This is a genomic window from Larkinella harenae, from assembly GCF_054780515.1.
In genome coordinates this window covers 176678-193478 of the sequence record NZ_BAAGWE010000005.1, presented here as the reverse complement: position 1 = coordinate 193478, position 16801 = coordinate 176678, and the positions used below count along the sequence as shown (strand labels likewise).

The 16801-nt window shown below is 53.7% G+C and carries 13 protein-coding genes; all 13 read right to left on the bottom strand.

Annotated features, from left to right (window positions below):
* Positions 1-50 precede the first annotated feature (50 nt).
* The 13 genes from ACYVH9_RS22700 to ACYVH9_RS22640 all read right to left on the bottom strand — a co-directional run bounded on the left by ACYVH9_RS22700 (position 51) and on the right by ACYVH9_RS22640 (position 16794).
* Positions 51-2069: an alpha-1,4-glucan--maltose-1-phosphate maltosyltransferase gene (locus ACYVH9_RS22700; protein WP_460638702.1), complete on the bottom strand. Its 2019-nt coding sequence runs from the start codon at positions 2067-2069 to the stop codon at positions 51-53.
* A 289-nt stretch (positions 2070-2358) separates the two neighbouring features.
* A complete protein-coding gene (locus ACYVH9_RS22695; protein WP_460638701.1) occupies positions 2359-3540 on the bottom strand; it encodes a DUF3179 domain-containing (seleno)protein in 1182 nt (393 codons plus the stop codon).
* Between the two features lie 3 nt (positions 3541-3543).
* The gene (locus ACYVH9_RS22690) at positions 3544-4101 is read right to left on the bottom strand and encodes a carboxymuconolactone decarboxylase family protein (RefSeq protein ID WP_460638700.1); all 558 of its coding nucleotides are present in this window, start codon (positions 4099-4101) and stop codon (positions 3544-3546) included.
* Positions 4102-4183: 82 nt separating this feature from the next.
* Complete coding sequence (locus ACYVH9_RS22685) at positions 4184-4738, bottom strand: carboxymuconolactone decarboxylase family protein (RefSeq protein ID WP_460638699.1); 555 nt, start codon at positions 4736-4738, stop codon at positions 4184-4186.
* Positions 4739-4743: 5 nt separating this feature from the next.
* The gene (locus tag ACYVH9_RS22680; RefSeq protein WP_460638698.1) at positions 4744-5970 is read right to left on the bottom strand and encodes an MFS transporter; all 1227 of its coding nucleotides are present in this window, start codon (positions 5968-5970) and stop codon (positions 4744-4746) included.
* Position 5971: 1 nt separating this feature from the next.
* Positions 5972-8770, bottom strand: a complete 2799-nt coding sequence (locus ACYVH9_RS22675; RefSeq protein ID WP_460638697.1) for a TonB-dependent receptor — start codon at positions 8768-8770, stop codon at positions 5972-5974.
* 169 nt (positions 8771-8939) lie between these two features.
* Positions 8940-9500: a carboxymuconolactone decarboxylase family protein gene (locus ACYVH9_RS22670; RefSeq protein WP_460638696.1), complete on the bottom strand. Its 561-nt coding sequence runs from the start codon at positions 9498-9500 to the stop codon at positions 8940-8942.
* Between the two features lie 45 nt (positions 9501-9545).
* The gene (locus tag ACYVH9_RS22665; RefSeq protein ID WP_460638695.1) at positions 9546-10601 is read right to left on the bottom strand and encodes a cobalamin-independent methionine synthase II family protein; all 1056 of its coding nucleotides are present in this window, start codon (positions 10599-10601) and stop codon (positions 9546-9548) included.
* A gap of 41 nt (positions 10602-10642) precedes the next feature.
* On the bottom strand, positions 10643-12823 hold the full coding sequence (locus ACYVH9_RS22660) for a TonB-dependent receptor family protein (protein WP_460638694.1): 2181 nt from the start codon (positions 12821-12823) through the stop codon (positions 10643-10645).
* A gap of 48 nt (positions 12824-12871) precedes the next feature.
* On the bottom strand, positions 12872-14419 hold the full coding sequence (locus tag ACYVH9_RS22655; protein WP_460638693.1) for a vanadium-dependent haloperoxidase: 1548 nt from the start codon (positions 14417-14419) through the stop codon (positions 12872-12874).
* Between the two features lie 49 nt (positions 14420-14468).
* On the bottom strand, positions 14469-15371 hold the full coding sequence (locus tag ACYVH9_RS22650; protein ID WP_460638692.1) for a hypothetical protein: 903 nt from the start codon (positions 15369-15371) through the stop codon (positions 14469-14471).
* Between the two features lie 58 nt (positions 15372-15429).
* Positions 15430-16551: a hypothetical protein gene (locus ACYVH9_RS22645; RefSeq protein WP_460638691.1), complete on the bottom strand. Its 1122-nt coding sequence runs from the start codon at positions 16549-16551 to the stop codon at positions 15430-15432.
* A gap of 114 nt (positions 16552-16665) precedes the next feature.
* A complete protein-coding gene (locus ACYVH9_RS22640; RefSeq protein WP_460638690.1) occupies positions 16666-16794 on the bottom strand; it encodes a hypothetical protein in 129 nt (42 codons plus the stop codon).
* Positions 16795-16801 lie beyond the last annotated feature (7 nt).

Here is a 16801-nt window from a genome sequence, read left to right as displayed (position 1 = left end):
AGGCAACGGCCCACACGTTCATCGGCTGCTCCACGCCATGAGAAAAAAGCTTAGCTTTCGATTTTCAGTAAATGCATGGGCAGCAAATACGGATCGAGTTCCACATAATTCCACTGGCCTTTCCACGTGTAATAGGCCCCGGTCAGCAAATCATGTACTGTATATTCCTGGTCGTCACCAATGCCCAATTGCCAGGTTGGTACCTGTACCATTCCCGCCCGCCGATTGTAAGCGTCGGTATTAATAACCATCAGTAGCCGGTTTTGGCCCGACACTTTCAGGTAAGCCATCAGCGCGTCATCGTCGATCCGGCAGAAGGTCAGGTTATTGGTTTGCTGCAACGCCGGGTTTTCCCGCCGAAGCCGGTTAACAAGGCCAATCAGATACGTCAGCCGGTTAGTCCGGCTCCAGTCCCAATGCCGAATCTCGTATTTTTCGGAATCGATGTATTCCTCCTTGCCCGGAAACGGCAAGTGCTCCATCAATTCAAACGAAGGCCCGTAAATACCGTAATTAGACGACAGGGTTGCCGCCAGCAGATACCGGATCAAAAACTGCGGTTCATGACCCGACTGGAGAATGCCCGGGTTGATGTCGTGCGTGGTCGGCCAGAAATTCGGTCGGTAATAATATTTCATTTCACTCTGGGTCAGCTCCGTCAGGTATTCCTGCAATTCGTATTTGCTGTTGCGCCAAGTGAAGTAGGTGTACGATTGCGCAAAACCGCGTTTTGCCAGTTGCCGCATTACCTTCGGTTTTGTAAACGCTTCCGACAGGAAAATCAAATCCGGATATTCCTTCTTCACTTCCGAAATCAGCCACTCCCAGAACTGGAACGGTTTTGTGTGCGGATTATCAACCCGGATGATCCGGACGCCCCACGACGCCCAGGTCAGCATCACGTCTTTCATTTCGATCCAGAGGCTGCGCCAGTCATCGGTTTCGAAATAAACCGGGTAAATGTCCTGGTACTTTTTCGGCGGATTTTCGGCGTACTGAATCGTGCCATCGGGGCGCTTCTTAAACCATTCCGGATGTTCGCTGGCCCAGGGGTGATCGGGCGACACCTGAATGGCCAGGTCCATGGCTACCTCCATGCCGTGGTTGCGGGCAATCGCAATGAGGTGTTTGAAGTCATCGAGTGTACCGAGCTCGGGGTGAATCGCCGTGTGTCCGCCCAGCTCCGAACCAATCCCGTACGGAACCCCGGGTTCGCCGGGTTCGGCTACCACATTATTATTTTTCCCCTTCCGAAAGGCGTGCCCAATCGGGTGAATGGGGGGCAGGTACAGCACATCAAAACCCATCGCTTCGATGCGTGGCAAAAGCCGTTCTACATCCCGAAACGTACCGTGTTGCCCCGGCTCCGGTGCCGCCGAACGCGGAAAAAGACAGTACCATGTACTAAAACCCGCTTTGGGTCGATCCACGTCAACAATCAACTCACGCCCGTAGCGCGACGGATGTTTCCGTTCGGGATACCGGCTGAACAGCTCTGTAAACTGCTCGCTGTGTACAAATTCAATGGCCTGATTGTACTGAATTTCATTGTATTCCTCCGCCCCTTCCGTTAGCAGGCCGGTAAGCCATTCCAGGGTCGACTTATCATCTCCTTCAGCCCGTTGCGCCATGCCTTCAACATAGACCGCCCCTGCTTTCAGCTCGCTCAAAAGCCGCTGACCGGCGGCAACCTTCAGATGAACCTCGTGCTGCCAGGAGGCAATGTGATCGGCCCAGCCTTCAATCGTGTAGTAATAGACACCTTGTTTGTCCGCCGGGAATGAAGCTCCCCACCGGTCGTTGTCCACAAAAACCATCGGCACTTCACTCCAATCGGAATCGTCGGCGTGCTTATACAGCAGCCGGGCCGCCAGTTTATCGTGCCCATCAAGGAAAATATCAGCTTCTACGGCAATTGTATCGCCGGGAACGGCTTTGACCGGGAAACGTCCTCCATCGAGTTCGGGGGTAACCCGCTCGATAACAACGCGGGTCTGGCCATCAGCGGGCAGGTTAGCTACTTTATAAGCCGAAGCGTTTGAACGGGCTTTTTTGGTGCGGGTGATCATAAAGAACCTGAATAGTTAGGAAGTGAACAGTCGTCTACCGGCAGACAAACTGGTCAAAAAGGCTATTGTAATGAATAAATGAACGAAGTCGTCACAAACATAACCTAATTTCCCAAACGAGTGTTCGTTCGAAAGTTATTCCTATTCAGGAACGCTAAAATCGCAAAAAATAAAGGACGGAGGTACATCGCCCCCGCCCTTTACGGTCATTTCACCTATTTTAAAAAGACTTATCGGTGGGTTCAAACACCCGTCAGTTTCTACTTTTTTCCAAGACCTTTTCGGTCCGTCATAAATACCGGGACGATCGGGGATGAAAGGTTTCCCAGGAGTGCAGGTATTCCTGCGACGCGGGCACCGGCACCAACCGTTTTCCTTTCAGCGCTCCTTCCGTACAAATCCCCTGCTGGTTCCAGACGGACCCGGTTTCGACATCCCGCAGCGCATCCCCCCCGTTTGTCACAAATTGCAGCGTTTGCCCATCCACCTGCCGGTTCCAGACCCGGAAACTGGCGCTGTCGGAAGCCACCATAAGCAGCAGGGGCGTACCTGCCAGCTGATCATTCGTAACTTTTTGTTTCTGCAACTGCCCCCAGTCGTACGCCCGGGCCACCTTATTGCACTCTACCCCGACCACCCAGGATTTCGGCTGCCAGGCCAGGCTATCGCGCTTGGTGAGCTGACTTTTGTTTTTTCCCCGTTCATAGGTTGCCATGTTCTCATACGGTTTTTTGAACGCCGAATCCGGTTGCAGCACCAGGGTTTCGGGATGCAGGTCGGCCCAGGCACGAAGCGTCATTTGCTCGGTTGGCAAACTGGGCAAAACCGCGCCTTTCAGCGGGCCCGTAATGGCTTCTCCACTAACCTGCCGCCACCAGCTCCCGGTAGTTCTGTCTTCAAACATGGCATTAAAATGGTCCATGCCCACCAACCGGAAGTCTTCGGACTTGTTGCCTACCAGCGGTTGAAAAATACGGCCCGTACGACAAACCGTGCAATATGTGACCATCACCTGCTCTCCGCCCACGGTATCCCGAACCTGATGGTGATACCCAATGAGCTGAATCGGATACGCCCGTGCCTGGCCGTTGACCACCAGGCCCAGCACCACCTTGTCCGCCGGAATGACACTGGATTTCAGATCCAGCATCACGGTTTCTTTGGGCTGGTAAAACATTTTCTCCGCCAGAAACTTAAAATTGAACAGGTAATAAACCGTTCCGTAGACCACAACCAGCAACCCTACCAGAATTTTTGGCCGGACCGGTTTTGAAGCAAACAGCAGGCGATACGTTGGATAAGCCAGCAGCAGCCAGCCCAGCCCGCGAATCGTCCCGATATGCTGGTGAATCCAGTACGCCAACTCAACTGTATTGGCCTCCTGGCTGCCTGGCATGGGCATGATAAAGTAAACCTTTGCAACCTCAGCCGCCGTCAATAGCAAAATTCCGATGATATACAGAAGTATCATAACTCATTGGGGCATATAGTGATCATCCGCCGTATACCCATATTCGGCGATTTTGGTGGCCCGAAACCGGTACAAGTCCGGGTTCTCGGGGGCCCAGGTGGCCAGGCCATCAACGTAACGGTTAAACATACAAAAGGCGGCCGCGATCAAAACCGTATCGTGAATGTCTTTGTCAGTAGCACCCCGCTCCCGAGCGGTTTGCACCTGCTCCATCGTCACGTTTTTGCCGCCTTTCTGCACGCTTCCGGCAATGGCCAGCAAGGCCTTCAGTTTGGGCGAAATCTCCGTCGATTCGTAATTAGTTTTGACGGCCTGCACAAACTCTCCGTCCGCATCTTCCCAATAGTGACTGGCCACGGCACCGTGGATGGTCTGGCAAAAAAAACAGTCGTTTTGGGAAGAAACGTAGGTAGCAATCAACTCGCGCTCCGCCCGCGTCAAACCGTCGTCGCTCTGTAGCAAGGCATTGGCCAAATCGTTCAGCGGCTTGGCGGTTTCAGGACTAAACGCCATTGGTCCGCGAATACCGGGCAATCCTTCGGGTAACTGAATATGGGGCATATGGGTAGTACGTTTAATTATTCTGTCAATTATATATCCCTGACCGCAGCGCAGTCAGGGAATATCACCAACCTATTATGAATTATGAATTATGAATTCTATTTTCTGGCATCACGTACCCAACTGTTCCCATGCGCTGCCCCATCAGTTCGTAAGCCGACGGATCGGGGGCCCAGGTCGCCAGGCCATCCACGTAGCGGTTGAAGAGACAGAAAGTGGCCGCAATCAAAACCGTATCGTGGATCGCGCGGTCGGTGGCACCGTGGCGCCGGGCCTCGGCCACCAGTTCATCAGAAACCGTACGGGCATCCTCCTGAACATGCCGGGCAATGGTCAGCAAGGCTTTCAGTTGGTCGCTGATGGGTGCCGCCTGGTAATCGGCGATAACCTGATCGACCAGCCCGGCGTTCTGCCCAAGTAAAAACCGGGCCGCTGCTGCGTGGCTCCGGGTGCAAAAATTGCATGCATTCAGGGACGAAACGAAGGCGGCCATCAATTCGCGATCGGCTTCGCTCAACGGCGACTCGTTGCGCAACAACGCCTGGACCAGGGCGTACAGGTGTTGGCCGGTATCCGGTCGATACATCACCAGACTGCGAATGCCGGGTACTCCCTCCGGAACTTGTATATGAGCCATCGTTTTTAATGAAAATGAACTTCCTGTGGACTATTCCAAATCGCTATGAAACCAAGAATAAACGTACCGGAAAAAGCAAAAATCGCCGAGCCGTATCCCCCCAGCACCGCAACCAGCGTACCGATAAAAAAGACCGCTGTGGCCGTTACCAACCGCCCGATGTTAAAGCAAAAACCGGTAGCCAGCCCCCGCAGGTGAGTCGGAAACAAGTCGGGCAAGTAAGCAGACATCGTTCCCTGGCTGATTCCGAAAAGCAAAGCCAGCGCGGCAATTTCGAGGTAGACGACGGGTGAAAATTCCGTATTGGTTTTAAACACAACGGCTACCATTACGAAGCAGGCCACGAATACAAACAGCATGGTACGACGGTGGCCAACGGCTTTGACGATAAACCCGGACAGGATGCCCCCCACGACGCCCCCGCCCCCCATCAGCATCATCGCTAATCCGCGCTCCTTCTGCCCATTGCCGACCACCAGACTTTGCACCCAGGTTGGCACCCACGAAAAAACCGCCCACAACCCGACCAGCATGGACCCGAACGCCAGCGAACCCAGCCACAACGCCCGACGGTATTCTGGGTCAAACAAACCACTGGCCGTGGTCTCGGGTTGCTGGCGAATGTTTCGCCAGCGCTCGGGTTCCTGCAAAAGCACCGCGATCAGGCCACCCAGCACCAACGGTAGGCCGCCAATCCAGAAAGCCTGTCGCCAGTTGGGCAGTAGATAGTTCACCAGCCCCGAGAGCATGATTCCAACCGGAAAAGCGACCGCCAGAATCCCCAGTGCTACGGGCCGGTTCCGCTGCGGCCAGATTTCGGCCACAATGACGGTGGTTAGCACCAGAACGCCCCCAATTCCGAAACCTGCCGCAAACCGCAGCCCAACAACGCTCATCCAGTTAGACACCAGTGCCGTCAGCAGCGTACAACCGCCGTACAACACCACCGCCCCCACCAACGCGCAAACGCGCCCGAGCCGGTCACCGAAATAGCCAAAACTCATGCCCCCCAGCATCCAGCCATACAGAAACGTAGCTCCCACATAGGCACTGACCCGGTCAAGTTCGGCTTTATCGGCCTGCCCCAGCAGCTCGCGAACAACGACAGGCAGGTAGGTCGACATCAGGGTCGAAACCGTACCGCTGAAGATGTAGACCAGCATACAGAGCGCAAAAACCAGGTTCCGATAGGCGGTTTTTGGCGGGGCAGAAAGGTGTTGAACAGTTTCCATGTCAACGCATATTTTGATCAAATGTCAGCGATATGTAATACAATCCACCCACCGCCGGCGAACCGTAGGACTGCACAATGTACTGATTGGTCAGGTTGCTGGCACCCACTTTCAGGGCGGTTTTCAGCGCTGGCATCCGATAGGTTACCTGCGCATCAAGCAGGTGGTAGGCCTGAATCCGGCCCGGGCGCAGATCATTGAACGAGCCCACCCAGTCAAATGAATCCTGCCAGTGCCAGGCGACATTAAAACCGATGTTCTTGGCAATGTTCCGGTTCCCGACCGTCACGTTGGTTTTGTAGCGGGGGGTGTTAAAAGCCGGAATGTTGTTCGGATTGGCTCCTTTCAGGTTGAAAGCAGACCAGGTTCCGTTCCCGCCGATAGTGTAGCCGCCCGGCACAAAATAGGTCAGACCGAGCGTGGCCCCCTGCGCCGTCACCTGATCGTTGGCATTGGTATAAAGCTGAAAAACCTGGTACTTCGAATTCAGGATATCCTGAGCAGCCGCCGGGTTGATTTTTCCGTCGGTTCCCAACACCGGGCTGTCGGGCCGGATAACGACCTGGTTCAGAATAAAATTCTGGTACTGCCCAAAATAGTAGTTGGCATCCACGGCCAGCCGGTTATGGATGAGGCCCCGGTAACCCACCTCGTAACTCTGTACTTTCTCGGGCTTGATGTAAGCTACGTTCGACTTTTGCAGCTTGTCTTTGTTATCCATCACCGCCTGCTGGGGCGTTTTGCCCGATTGCATATCGGCCAGGAAACCGTTGACAAACCCGCCGACGGTTGGCGAGTTGATCGAGTTTTCGTAGACGTTCATGCCTGCGCTGTTGGAAGGTGCTCCGCCCAGAATTGTGATGGGTCCGACGTTGAGTTTAATGAACTGATCACTCGGGGTCGGATTCCGAAAACCGGTCTGAAACGACGCCCGGAAGTTGTGGGCCTCCATAGGCGAAAAGACCAGCGACGCCCGGGGCGTGAAATAACCGGCAAAGTTCTGGTTTTTGTCGTACCGCCCCGAAACCGTCAGCTTCAGCTTATCGGCCCAAAACCGTTGACTTGCCTGAAGAAACGCGCCGTATTCATAATACAGAATTCGACCGCCTTTGTCGTCAAACAAGGTACCGTTCGTGAACAGGCTGTATTGACGAAAATTGCCACCGGCCAGCACCTCGGTTTTCGATAAACCGGCTTTTTCCAGCGCGGAGGAAAAGTTGTACTGCGCGTCGGTATGGTGCATTTTCGTCTGGCTCATGATTCCGGCACCCGCCAATCCCTGTATGCCTTCCAGCCGCGCTTTCTCGCGTTCAAACTCCGACGAACCCGGCAAATACCGTCCCTGGTCGGCAAAGCCGCGGGCGGCTGCGTGGCTGGCAGCCGTTACACCCGGTGCTTTGCCCTGGTAGGCTGCGGTATAGCGGGTGAACCACATTTCATCGGCCTGATTCGCCGGAACCACATTGCCGCTCAAATCGCGCACCCACGTCCGATTGATTTGCTGCCCCAGCGAACGGGTGTTGTACGAGTCGTGAGAGTCTTCCTGGTTGGTGTACCAGCGAACGAAAAAGTTTGATCCGCGCAGTTCGACCCGGTGTTGCAGCAAGGAAAAACCGTTGACCGAAAACCGGTTGCTCCCGGTATAATTGGCAGTACCTTTGGAATAATTATACGAATAAATCGCTTCCAAATTGGGTGTGATGCGGTAATGCAAAGCCCCGTTTAGCTTCAGGCTGTAAACATTGTAATCGGTCAGATACCGTTCTTCATACCCTGTCCGGGCCACTTTGCCGATGCCGGTGATCGTCCGGTTTACTTCGTCGCCGTACACATTCAGACCGTTGTAGGCCGGATTGTTGCGGCCTTTCAGTTCCGAAGGTGTCGTAGCATCAACATCCGTATAATCCGTAGCAAACCAGTCCAATCCGCGCATATAGGACACATTTACCTTGAATGCCAACCGGTTAGCAAATGCCTTCGCGTACCGGAAGGCGTAATCCTGATACAGAGCGGCACCGGTGTTGGGATCGTTGAGGTGGTTGACGCCCATTTTGGCCTGCGCGCTGAGTCCCTGATACTGAAAAGGATCTTTCGAGTGCATCAGCAACGCTCCATTAAAAGCGGCTGGACCGTACAGCGCCGATGCTGCGCCCGGAACCAGCTCCACGCTTTCCGCATCCAGGTCCGACAGGCCCAACATGTTGCCCACCGAAAACCCGAAACCGGCAGGCTGGTTGTCGACGCCATCGATCAGTTGCAAAAACCGGCTGTTGCCCGTGCTGGCAAAACCGCGCGTATTGATCTGCTTGTAGGTCAGTCCACTGGTGATCATATCAACCCCTTTCAGGTTATTGATTCCTTCGTAAAAACTGGCCGATGGCGTTTCCCGAATGGCCCGGGCATCCATTTTCTCAATGCTCACCGGGGCCTGCAACAGGCTTTCTTCCACCCGTGAAGCCGCTACCACCACATCCTGCAAGACCTGTGTACTGGTTTTCAGTGAAACCGCCAGGGGCTTATCGGCATCCGTCACCGCGACCTGCTGTTTTTCATACCCCACCATTGTCACCACGAGCGTCCAGGGACCGCGCCGGTTGGTCAGCAACGAAAATTGTCCGTTTGCATCGGCAACGGTTCCACTCAATTGGTCTTTGATCATGATACTGGCCCCGGCCAGCGGAGCTTTGGTATCGGCATCGATGAGGGTTCCGGCCAAGCGCGTTTGCTGCGCCTGAGCATCGCCCGCAAAAACCGTCAGCAAGCAGCCGATCAGTGTAAAAAATAGTATATAATGTTTCATGGAATAAGATCAAACTGAACTAATAATGCTTCTTTTTATGCCTGTGCTGATTGATTTATTTTGGGGTATGCAGATGCGGCTTCCGTTCGAAGCCTCTTTTCTCCTTCGTATTTCGAATGAACAGGGCATACCTCTGTCAAAGACTGTCATTTTATGAAGCTCTCAAATTTTACATTTTCAAAGGGGTCGGAAAGCCATTTTCCGGCCGTCGGTACCCAGTAACGATTCGCTCACCCAACCGTTGGTAATACGCCGGGTCGGTTGGGGTAACGGTCGCCATTCCATCGACATATTTGTTATACAGGCAAAACAGAGCGGTGATCAAAACCGTATCGTGAATTTCCCGGTCGTTGGCCCCCGCCTGTCTGGCCCGTTCGATGGCTTCGGGTGTTACGGCTTTACCGCTCCGCTGGGTCAGGGCGGCAATGGCCAGTAGCGCTTTCATTTTTTCGCTAATGGGCGCGGTTTCAAAATCGTGTATTACCTGCCGGGCCGTTTCTTCGTCACCCAGCAGCAAATCAGCCGCTTTGGTGTGTGCCGCCGTGCAGAAGCGGGTTTCATTGCGCGCCGAGACCAGCGTTGCAATCAGCTCGCGTTCGCCCGGCGACAACGTCGATTCACCGCGCAACAGGAGTTGCGTCAGTTCCCGGATCGGCATGGCCGTATCGAGCCGATACTCGAGCAAACCGGTAATACCCGGCAGGTGATCAGGAAGCGGAATGTGAGGCATGGTGGTACCGTCTTCAGTTGAATGATTGAAACCGTGATCAAAATTTTAATTAGCAAACAGCTTTTCTTCAGCTAGCCTCGTTCCGTCAATCCGGGCTTTTATTTTCGCAAAAGCTGTTTCCCGGCTTGTGGAAACATCGTCGCAGAAAGGCGAAAAACCGCAATCGTCAGTGGTGCCTAATTGGTGTAGCGGAATGTATTCAGCCGCTTCCAGCACCCGGTCTCTCACCTCTTCGGGCGTTTCAACCCGTGGATTGAGCACATCGATCACCCCCACAAAAACGACCTGATTGGGTTTCAAATACGTTTGAATTGTCTTCAATACTTTCGTCCGATCCGGTTCGCTGGCCAGCTGAAGGTAGAAATTATGCACATCCAGGTTGAACAGTTCCGGCAAAAAGTCGGCGTAATCAACATCGGCGCTGTGGGTTGAGTCATGATCGCCACCGGGGCAGACGTGAACCCCAATCCGTTCTTTCTCCTCGTTCGAAAACCGGGATAACACCTGGTTATTGAGTGCGATAAAATGCCGCAAAACACCGCCTGACGGGTCCAGTTTCAGTGACAGCCGGCCTTCCGTAAAATCAATCTGAACCTTGTGAGCACCTTGTTCCAGACAACGGCGGATGTCTTTTTCGGCTTCATCGAGCAGGTCAGCCACAAATTCGGCTTGCGAATAGTCATCAATGCCTTCGGGCGGATAGATCAAACTCAGCGCGGAAGCCGAAATAACGGCCTGCTTCACCGGAAGTTTCGTCAGCTGCTGGGCTTTGGCTAAATATGCATCGGCGTATTGCCCAAAGCGGAATGGGGCTTTTTTCAGCAGTGGCAACTGGCGAAAATGTCCATCTGCAAAATCGATTCGCATGCCCCCGGGCACAATCGTATCGATGCCATTCAGCGGGTACGTTGCAAAGCTGGATTTGGCCTGCTCGCCATCCGTAAGGACGGGCGAACCGGTGTTTTCCAGCGCCTGCAACGTCTCCCGAACGGCTTTTTCGTATAATTCATCCAGTTCCGACGCGGGCCGATCAGCCTGAATAGCCGCAATCAGTTCAAGAGGTCGGGGAATGCTCCCCACGGATTCGGTCTGTAGTTTCATACGAGAGACGGTTTAATACGCCGAACACGGCAACATACGGTTTATAGTTTAATTCCAAGCGTCAATACTCCGGTCCGTCCGTCCGATGGCCAGATGCCCGGCCCCGGGTAAAACGTCGGACGTTTGGTGAAGTACGATTTATTCAACAGATTATTGACGCTTCCACGCAAATTGAAGCGTCGGCTGATCCGCCAGGTTGCGTTCAGATCCCAGATACCGTAGGCCGGAACTGGCCCTCTTGATCCATTCGGCAAGGCAACGGGCGTGTTCAAGGCGTCCGAGAATGTCTGGCTGACGTAGCTAAACTGCGCGGTCAGGCTGAGCGTCCGGTAACGACCGATCAATCCGTTGCGGCTGGTCCAGCGTGGGGCCGATTCTACCTGGTTTCCGTTGATGGTTTTGTTGTCCGTTCCTGTCGACACGCGTGCGTTCGTATACCGGGCATCTACATACGCCGTCGAGGTGAACCCCGTCAGAGAAAACTGGCTCGTTTTCACAAATTGTGTTTCAACCAGCGCTTCAACGCCCTTGGTTTTGCTATCGCCAACGTTTGTCCGGAACACGGTATTTTGCCCGTTCGGGTTGGTCAGAATCAGGCTTCCCAGCCGGTTATGGTACGGCAAATAGAACGCGCTGACGTTGACGTGTAGCCCCTGCCAATAGCCATCCACGCCAATTTCGGCGTTAAAGCCCGTCGCATCCTTCAGGTTTTTATCCACCTGCTCATAGACAGAAGTCGGAATAATATCCTTAAATATCACCGGGCGATAGGCCTGCGACCAGCCGCCGTAGAGTTTCACGTCCGGGCTGAAGCGGTATTGCGCATTGATGCCCAGGAGTGCAAACCGGTGCTCGATGTTATTCGGCAACTGAAGCGGATCGTAATAGCTGATGGTTCCGCGCACCCGCGTCTGTCCACTTTCGAACCGAACTCCCGGCGTAACGGTCAGTTTCGGGGTCAAATGGAACTGGTTTTCGAGAAAAACCGCTACGTTGTTCGTGTACATGTGCAGATCGCGACCAAACGGGGCAACCAGCGACAAGTCAAAATCAGAACCCGTCGTTCCCCGTCCCAGCTGCCGCCGATTCAGGTCGTTGTTCATCACCTGCACACCCACCACCCCGGTAGCAGTTACCGAACCGATGGCATAATTGTGTAACAACCGCAGTTCGCTGGTGTAGCTATTGAACTTATCAATATCCACCTGACGGTTTCGAGCTTGCCCGGTAGCCCGAATCAGGGTGTCCGGCACGTTCGCCAGTGCATCAAACATCACGCTGTTGCGGGACCCCAGTACGGCCGATGCCAGCCACATCAGCCGGGTCTGGTCCGTAATCTGCCAATCCAGCCGCAACGACGGCACCCAGATATCGGGGTTGAAGTAATTCCGGCTTCGGGTGGCCTGCCGCGGATTTTGCGCAAACATTTCTTCCGTGAGCGGCCCCGGAATTCGGTAGACGTATTCTGAACGCCCCAGCTCTGCGCTTAGGCGCAGCCGACGGGTGGCCTGATATTGAAGGCTGACAAACTGAGCCTGAGCATTGGACGTGGCGTTGTCACGATACCCGTCCGAATGCCGCCGGTGGTAATAACCGTAATACGTCAGTTTTCCGATCCGCCCACCAATGGCGTTGTACGTGCTTCGCAAACCGTACGATCCCACTGAATTAATGGTTTCAAACCCAAACCGCCGGGTGGTGTCGCCCGTTTTGGTGACGTAATTGAGCATTCCGCCAAACTGCGCCCCGTATTGCAGCGAAGCCGTTCCTCGTACCAGCTCAATGCGATCAATGCTTTCCATCGGTGCGGAATAATGACTGGCCGGATACCCGTACATATCAGAATTGGTGATAATACCGTTCTGACGAATGTTGTACTCCCACGACCGGTGCGGGTCAAGCCCCCGGGTGGCTACGTTCATTTGATTACCCGTGCCGTCCATGTCGTACACAAACAATCCTGGAAGCCGGGCAAACACCTGCCGGGCATTTTTTTCGGCAATGTTGGCGTCGGTTTCATTCAGTCGAATGACTTCACTCCGCTTTCCACCCATCAGGTAAGTTCCCTGCACATCCGGCAACGATTGCGTATGTCCCTCCCGAAGTCCCGTCACATTGACCTCCTCCAGCGTTCGGCTGCGCAGGGTATCGGATGACGGTTTCTGGGATTGCGACTGCCCACGAACCGTCTGTAACCCGCCCGCTCCAAAAACGATACACATTAATGCACTCAAAAGGTATTGGCAATTCGTCATGATAATGCCATTAAGTTAAAAACTGGCCCCATCGGCCTTGGCCCGGGCAATTGCATACTCACCCACTTTGTTGCCGGCCTTCAACCCCACCTCACAATCAAAACGATAGTGGATCAGCCCGTAAATACGGGATACAGAAGCCTCATCAGCCTGCTTCTTGAATGTATCGGCTTTGTCGGGAAATAAATGGCCTAAAACGGTGGCCGCAGCGCCCGAAAAGGTCGAGTGCCCCGACGTATAGGATGGAAAGTTGGGCAAGCCGACCGACGTTTTTACACCAAATTGCTGAGGACGCGGATAGTAGTAATAGTATTTCGTTTCCCAGCAGACAATAGCAGCATCCATTTCCGCGGTACCGAGCAGCGCCAAAGTCCGCGCCATCCGTACTTCACTGTGTTTGGCATCATGACTTACATTGGCCGCCGTGCGGTGCCAGTGTCCGGGAGGGGTGTAACTGCCTGCTCCATCGGCCCAGTAGTTGGCAATCCGTGCCTGTTCGCGGGTTTGTTTCTTCTGAATATTTTTCAGCTCATCAAGGTCTTTCTTGAAATCCGGACTATCGAGCGCTGGCGGTGGTACCGCACGCAGCGCGACAACGGTGGCCCGGTCGAAATTCCACGGCAACACGTCTCCATAGGTAGGCAGCATGGGCGGACGGAGCGGTAATTCCTGACTCACCCAGGCTTCGCGCAAACCGCGTGCTTTTGCTTTCTCGATCATACCACCCGTCATGGCCTGGTTGTTGGCGGCCGCCATTCCGTCGGTTCGGGCCCGGCCCATCACCTTGGCTGCTACGGCATTGCCCAGTTCGACACCAGCTACCAGATCACTTTCCACATTCATACCGGCCCACAGGCGGCTTTCGCGGTGCTGTTTCAGTTTAGCCTCCAGAAAAGGGACTTCGCCCGGAAACATGGCCTTGAGAATGGTCATCGAAGCCGCTGCAACCACGGCATCTTCTGAGGGATAGGTGGGTATCCCCGAAACCGGTAACGCCGTCTGAATCGTCGCGTCGGTTTTAGAAGGAGCAGCCCGATTGTACTTGTATTTGTAATTCCAAGCCGTTACCAACGCATCATACTGTGCTACGCTCAGGTAGGCTAGAGCCCGGGATGCGTACGGGGGGTTGGCAAACGGAAACTTGGGATCTGCCAGCGGATTATTCGCGTCGGGAATTGGATATTTTCCTTCTTTGTTATAGGCTGGCGGGTTGTTGTAGCGAGCCGCGAGTTCGCGGGCAATTTCGTTCCAGCGGTAAACGGCCCCGCTGCCCCAGTATTCGACAGCCTCCCGTTGTTCTTTCGTCAGGTTGGCAGATTGTTGCTTCAAGCTCGCCAATTCAGCAATATATTCCGGAGAAGATACAGCTTTGGGGGCCGCAACAGCGATTTCCGACGATGAGGCAAGCAAGTAAGTTTTCCAGCTACCGGCTTTTTCATCCACGGAAACCGGAATGTAATGATCTCTAACCGGTTCATCAATCGTTTTATCACAGGCCGCCAGCACGGCTGTCAGGCCAAAAAGCAATGCCGCCGATTTGATATTTTTCGTATACTTTTTCATAATAGGTTACGCTACTGAATTCGTGACTGAGATGGTTTTAGACAAGCTGTTATGATTTATTCCACACTTTAAACTGATACAAAACGCCCACCATCAGGCTGGTGCTTTGCCCCACATTCCGTCCTTCGGTTACATAGCCCACCCGGGCGTTGAGGCCGATACTTTTGGGTTGAAACTTACCGTACCATCCCACCATGGTGGCCTGCATGTTGTTCGTCGGGAATGGCATATCATGCCGCTGGATGAAATCACCCTGCGTACAGGAGGTCCGTTCGGCCCACACTTCGGTTTGCCAGCTTCTTCGCAGAATACCGAGCCGTAATCCCATATCGTACGCATTTGGTACGTGAACTTCATGGGTGTTATACAAGCGGTTATCGGCCCGGTAAGAATCCCGATCAACGGTTATATTACTGCGCCACATATAGGTCCCGTGTGCATTCACGTAGAACCCCGTGCCCGGGTGTTTGTAATTGGCAATTAATCGCCCCGAAAATGTCCGGCATTGTAACCCAATCGACATGGGCATGAAGTCGGGCACATAGTTGCTGACCGGCAACGACGCCCCGGCTACCGCGTGCAACGAAAAACCGTGCGTTGATACGACCCGGTATTTCAGCCAGGCTGATAGATCCTGAAATCCTTTCTGTCCCAACAGGTTTCCGGCGCTGGTCTGGGTCCAGACATACGGCAAACTCAGAATCACGTTGAGTCCTTTTCCAATCCCGATGGCAGGCATTAACATGACATTTTGGGTAGTATGCGTACCGATATTGGAATTGGAGCGTTTGAGCGAGTTTTCCCAGTACTCATTCCAAGTACTTTTTCCGTACATAGCCGCCACACAAACCGACCCTTTTCCCATGTAAATTGCATCATGCGGCATTTGTGCCATCGACTTTCCTGCTACCATCATCGCAATAGTCAGCAGGCAACCAGTAATTTTTTTCATTTTTATAAAATAAGTGAAAGATCAGGTGGATACATGTCGGAAAGCGTATTCGAATGTCTTAAAACCAGCGACTTAAGGAGATTGAAACCGAATAATCGGCAAAAGCCGCATCACCATGACGAAGGCCTTGCGGATCAAGCTTATCGTAGTAACTTTTGATCCGGTTGCGGTAGAGTGCCACCGGAACCGTAGCGGCAGCGGAGAATTTCCCCCGCATGTAGGTAAGCCCCGGCTCTACGGATACAATGTAACCCGGTCGGCGGTACCCGCTGCTGCCGCCAAAAACATCGGACGACGGCACACCTTCAACCCGGCCGCCGAGGATGACGGCCAGTCCCGGAACGAACGACAGCGTCTGACTCAAGCCCAACCGGGCCGCAAATTGATCCGCCACGGAGAAATACCCGATTACGGGATCAACGGTTGTGGCTTCGGGGGTCCGGAGCACCTTATTCATTTCGCGGGGATTGAACAGGTAATATCCGTTCACATAAACCGCCAATCCGCCCGCAATCTGTGCGTATCCCTGGCCTTCAAGGCTGAAACCCACACCGCCATCGCCCAACTGAATGGACTGATCAACCGGTTTGTTGATCACGTAATCCCGTTTTTCTTTGTCCAGCTTGTGAAAATCACCCGTTACGCCCGGATTTCCGGTTGGGAGTTTGATGCCCGCGCCCAACGCGAAGTTCATTTTAGGGTATTTCAGCGGGTCAACCAGCCAGTAATTTCCCGAAATCCGAACATCACCGATTCCCTGAGAATACGTATGGAACCGCTTTTGTTGAGGATTGGCCGAGACAGCGTTCCCGTAATGTTCGTAGAGCGATGAGCGATCGTTGTACTGGATCGGCAGGTTAACCGAAAACGATAGGCGGGGAGTGGCCAGGTAGGTAATTCCCAGATCGAGCGCGTGGGAGAGATTGATTACTTCCGTATTCTGTTCCAGCCGTTCCTTCTGTTCGACGTCGCCTTTAAAGTGCCGAAACGACCGGAAATACCGATATCCGGCGTTGATCTGCCAGTGTCCGGTGCGTTGTTTAAAAAAGTCAGCTGATGACGCTGTACCCGGCGTGGCCGAGCTCATGTGCCGAACCGCCACGCACCCCTGGGCTACGACCTGGGTATGCAGCATGGACAGGCACAGCAATGCCCACGCAAAACCGTATAGTTTTTTCATTGATCCTGTTCTAAAGATGATAGCCTTGAAATGAAGCGCAGGGTGAATGACCGATTCGATCGAGAAAATCGCATCAGCCTCCAACGAAATCGCCCAAGTAACGGAGCGGATTCCCTAACCCAAATCGCTGTAGCCTTCCGGCGAATACACCGGAGGAATAGCGGCATTGGACCAGCTGCGGAATCCACTGCGAATTGTAGGTATGCGACGAACCCGCACGGCTTTAGGCCATGACTGATTCATACATCCT

Coding starts and splice junctions, on each gene's coding strand:
- ACYVH9_RS22700 (WP_460638702.1), bottom strand. CDS start 2,069: ATGATCACCCGCACCAAAAAAGCCCGTTCAAACGCTTCGGCTTATAAA.
- ACYVH9_RS22695 (WP_460638701.1), bottom strand. CDS start 3,540: ATGATACTTCTGTATATCATCGGAATTTTGCTATTGACGGCGGCTGAG.
- ACYVH9_RS22690 (WP_460638700.1), bottom strand. CDS start 4,101: ATGCCCCATATTCAGTTACCCGAAGGATTGCCCGGTATTCGCGGACCA.
- ACYVH9_RS22685 (WP_460638699.1), bottom strand. CDS start 4,738: ATGGCTCATATACAAGTTCCGGAGGGAGTACCCGGCATTCGCAGTCTG.
- ACYVH9_RS22680 (WP_460638698.1), bottom strand. CDS start 5,970: ATGGAAACTGTTCAACACCTTTCTGCCCCGCCAAAAACCGCCTATCGG.
- ACYVH9_RS22675 (WP_460638697.1), bottom strand. CDS start 8,770: ATGAAACATTATATACTATTTTTTACACTGATCGGCTGCTTGCTGACG.
- ACYVH9_RS22670 (WP_460638696.1), bottom strand. CDS start 9,500: ATGCCTCACATTCCGCTTCCTGATCACCTGCCGGGTATTACCGGTTTG.
- ACYVH9_RS22665 (WP_460638695.1), bottom strand. CDS start 10,601: ATGAAACTACAGACCGAATCCGTGGGGAGCATTCCCCGACCTCTTGAA.
- ACYVH9_RS22660 (WP_460638694.1), bottom strand. CDS start 12,823: ATGTGTATCGTTTTTGGAGCGGGCGGGTTACAGACGGTTCGTGGGCAG.
- ACYVH9_RS22655 (WP_460638693.1), bottom strand. CDS start 14,419: ATGAAAAAGTATACGAAAAATATCAAATCGGCGGCATTGCTTTTTGGC.
- ACYVH9_RS22650 (WP_460638692.1), bottom strand. CDS start 15,371: ATGAAAAAAATTACTGGTTGCCTGCTGACTATTGCGATGATGGTAGCA.
- ACYVH9_RS22645 (WP_460638691.1), bottom strand. CDS start 16,551: ATGAAAAAACTATACGGTTTTGCGTGGGCATTGCTGTGCCTGTCCATG.
- ACYVH9_RS22640 (WP_460638690.1), bottom strand. CDS start 16,794: ATGAATCAGTCATGGCCTAAAGCCGTGCGGGTTCGTCGCATACCTACA.